General features: G+C 44.5%; 5 protein-coding genes and 1 pseudogene. All 6 read right to left on the bottom strand.

All coding sequences use genetic code 11. The annotated features are described in order from the left end of the window. A pseudogene (locus tag BZL41_RS29385) lies at nucleotides 1-126 on the bottom strand (RHS repeat domain-containing protein); the annotation flags it as partial. 388 nt (nucleotides 127-514) lie between these two features. Further along, complete coding sequence (locus BZL41_RS10425) at nucleotides 515-739, bottom strand: hypothetical protein (protein ID WP_095599228.1); 225 nt, start codon at nucleotides 737-739, stop codon at nucleotides 515-517. A 302-nt stretch (nucleotides 740-1,041) separates the two neighbouring features. After that, complete coding sequence (locus tag BZL41_RS27930) at nucleotides 1,042-1,425, bottom strand: hypothetical protein (RefSeq protein ID WP_143518061.1); 384 nt, start codon at nucleotides 1,423-1,425, stop codon at nucleotides 1,042-1,044. Between the two features lie 323 nt (nucleotides 1,426-1,748). Then, nucleotides 1,749-2,156 carry an Imm50 family immunity protein gene (locus BZL41_RS10420; protein ID WP_095599227.1) on the bottom strand — a complete coding sequence of 136 codons (408 nt, stop codon included), beginning with the start codon at nucleotides 2,154-2,156 and terminating at the stop codon, nucleotides 1,749-1,751. Between the two features lie 77 nt (nucleotides 2,157-2,233). After that, nucleotides 2,234-2,875: a hypothetical protein gene (locus tag BZL41_RS28750; protein ID WP_174706156.1), complete on the bottom strand. Its 642-nt coding sequence runs from the start codon at nucleotides 2,873-2,875 to the stop codon at nucleotides 2,234-2,236. After that, on the bottom strand, nucleotides 2,872-3,447 hold a 576-nt coding region (locus BZL41_RS29050; protein WP_256578127.1), incomplete at its 5' end, for an RHS repeat-associated core domain-containing protein. The genes BZL41_RS28750 and BZL41_RS29050, both read right to left, overlap by 4 nt.

Below are 3,447 nucleotides of genomic sequence, written 5' to 3'. Positions count from 1 at the left end.
TTCGGCGATGAGGCGTTCGCCCTGCCAGAGGAATTCGGTGGTGCGGCCGTCCAGGGTCTTGGCGATGCGCCGGCCGAAGGCGTCGTAGCGGTAGTGGACTTGGCGGCCGTCGGGCAGGAGGCAATGGCTGAGCTGGCCGAGGGGGCGTCATATTCGTAGCGCGGGGTGGCCCAGCCCTGGTGCTCCTTGGGCAGGTAGATGAAGTGCCAAATGGCTGCTGGTGTATTTAAAGAACGAGGAGAGAATTAAAGAATATGTCTCTTTTTCCCAAGCTGACGGCAAGGGGCCGAGTTTATATTCACTAGTATTTTAATCGTCACTTTCGGGGCGATTATTGAATCGTTCGAGCATTTCCAACGATCCGTCCCAGTTTGGTGGAGTTTTCCACTCAGGGTTGACTTTCTTTCCTAATATCAGGCCTAGATAATTATTTTTTCAGAGAAAAACACTCTTCCATCCCAGCAAGGATTTTCAATGAAGCGCATTAGCACAGCTTCATCAGTATCCAGCTCTTTCAAGTTTTTATGGCTTCCTTGTAGCCAAGCATGATTCTGTTTGACTTTTCGGGAATTCCTTTTTGGATGGTGATTTCTTGGATATATGTTTCAGAGGTTTTCTTTATTGTGTACTCGCTTTTGTATTGAAAGTCGTTGGTCGTTTCAATTTCAAATTTGCGGAGGTTCTCTTGCTCCGAATCCGAAATCTCATAATTGCTTTTAATAAAATCTACAAGGCTCATGGGCGGTATACCTCAACATCCCCTTCGCGAGGACCTTTTAGTAAAACTTCTTGCTCACCCCAGCGGTCTTCAGAATATTGCCAATGACCAGCGATCCCCCTTTGGGGGCACCTGTTTTAACTCGCAAGATCAAGCCGTCTCCTTTGGCAAAGCTCTTAGCAACTTCTGGTGATCGTGTCCAAGAAGTGTAAGGACTTAAAGATATCTTCCCCTGCTAAATCTTCTACATCTCTCTCCAATCCCATTGATCCGACACCACAGCCCCCCTCTCCGGCTGCCTAAAAATGCCACATACCAAAGAGCTATAAAGAGTTTATCCATTTCATGAAATAATCTTTTTGCTCGTCAGGGTTCTGAACTATATTTTCTTCTTCAGGATCAAAAATATTTACTAAACTTTCTCTAAGTGCTTGTTTGCCTAATGTGAGCTCATAAGCTAAAAGCCCTCCGGCCATTTGAGAGGTCATTCTTGAAGGGTATACATTGAGCTTGGCTCCTTTACATAGGAACTTTACGTCCGGAAGCTCTGCGCGGAGCGTTGAAAAGCATTCAAATAAATCGTTTCCAGTGCGGCTTATTTTATGTCCGTCTAAGTTTATCTCAATCATTATAGGGTTATCATCGTAAAATAAATTGATCTTATTTTTCGAGTTTCCCCTGATTATTTTTATTTCTGCGCTCTTCATGTTATTTCCTGTTTGGGGTTGGAATAGAGTATCCAGCATAACTCCCATCCTGATTCAAAGGAGTTACGTCCATGATATCTCCGCTGTTAATTTTTCCCGGTATCGCAATTTCAGGAGGGTGCCGGCAGGGTCGTGGGCGAAGCTCTTGCTGTCCTTGCGCGGCGAGGTTGCCGTTGGCGTCGTAGCGGTACTGGCGTTGCAGCAGACGGCGTTATGCCAATAAAAAACTCCCGTTCTGTCGATTTATACAAAACTGAGCTTCGATGCATATCTAACAATTGATAAAGGGCAAATGCAATGCAGCTATCAACGGATTTTTCAAATCAGTGCGGTTGCTCGTTCTCTGCGGCCAAATAGACACTTGGCCCGGATATAGACAGTGATCCTGAAAAAAGAGAGACGTGAGATGCTTCGTTTTTCAAATTTATTTGAAATCCTTTTTGATCTTTATTGATTTCTATGTTGAAAATAGAGCGATTGGGGATGTTTGAAGCGCTAAATTTTTCCACGTCATAGCAAAGCAGGCCGGCTCTGCATCTGTTGAACTTCCTTCTCTTCCATTTTTCTGGAGGGGAGTCTGGAAGTTCTCCCACTAGATCGAACTCGATAAATATATGAGGTCTATCGTTATCAATCTCGATTTTGAAAAGCTCTACCTTTTCAATTGATATGGGTCTAGTAAAAATGCGATTGAACAGCATGCTGTCTGGTAAGTCATTCCAATATTTCATTTTTTACTTCTTGAGGTAGTAATGATCTTGTGCGCCATCAACTTTCCCAAATCTGATATTTGGAGGTTCTGTCGAGGTTAGTTTTTTAACATGTAGTTCTCTATAGCTCTGATAAACTCATCTCTACTCTTCGTTTTGAGGATTGAAACCAACTCCTCTGAGTTCTTGATGGGCTTACCTTTGGAATCGAATTTCATTGTTAAGAACTCAACCACGAAATCTCCGCTGGGGTCTCCCTCAGGCTCAAGCCTTGAATCAAAACAAGCACCAGTCCCCTGCCTAAATCCACCAATAAGAACAGAGCTGCAATACCATTCAACAGTCTCTTCGGATAGCTCAACCTCATAGAGATTATTTATCGATACAGTCCATCCACTAGGAACTCGAATTGGTTGCAATTGATACTTTCTATTGGGTATATGCTCGGCTAAAATAACATTTTGAGCGTCTCTGATCCTATGTATGGCCTCTGTGAATGAATTAGCTTGGCCAAAATATAAAGGATTTTCCCAGTCAAATTCTTTTACGGCACGTATTTGAAAGCATCCATCAGGATCAAATGACGGATACCATCCGACATCTAGCAGGAAATTACCCTTATAGGATATTTGCAACATGTCCTCCTTCAGTGAATATAAGTCACTCCTGAAGTCAATCAGCTGCGCAAGCAGGCTAAAATCATCAAACTCAATTTGGCCTTCAATAAATTCTAATGTCATTTCTTGGTCAACTTTTTGAATTCCGATTCTGAGATTGGGTGGCCATGTATTGTTTTTGCGCTTAGTTCAACCCTGATCCAGCGGCTCGGCTTTCCTTCGGTCGCACCTATTACATGATCAAACTCTTGAACTTTCCATGGCTTACCATTAGTGACAGGTGTTCCTGTTTTATAAACACCCCGCTCAATCTCTTCAATGTTGATTCCTGGCTTGTATTTTGCTGGGCCAGTTTTTGTTGAACTTACTATCTCTGGCCAGTCCTTATTCTTAGGAGGCACATGTTTATAACCATGCGGCGTCCATTCAACTTCTGAGGCAGAGGGAGGGGTAGGTCCTTCATCGCTACGTTTTACCCCGGTAGCAGGATCTTCCGTCGTCCCCGGTTTTCCACCATTCCCCGGCGGACACTGGCTATTCAACCCCAACGGATCAACCCACCCCGTGGGATTGTTCACGTACTGGTAGTTGTTCAGCCCACCCGCGAGTTTGATCGGGTCGGGGGTGAGGAAGCAGCCGGTGTTGGGATTGTAGTAGCGGTGGCGGTTGTAGTGCAGGCCGGTTTCGGCGTCGAA

The organism is Pseudomonas sp. PIC25 (assembly GCF_002286785.1).
GTDB lineage: Bacteria > Pseudomonadota > Gammaproteobacteria > Pseudomonadales > Pseudomonadaceae > Pseudomonas_M.
Note: the sequence above shows the minus strand (reverse complement) of the source record. Positions and strands in the feature narration are given on the sequence as shown.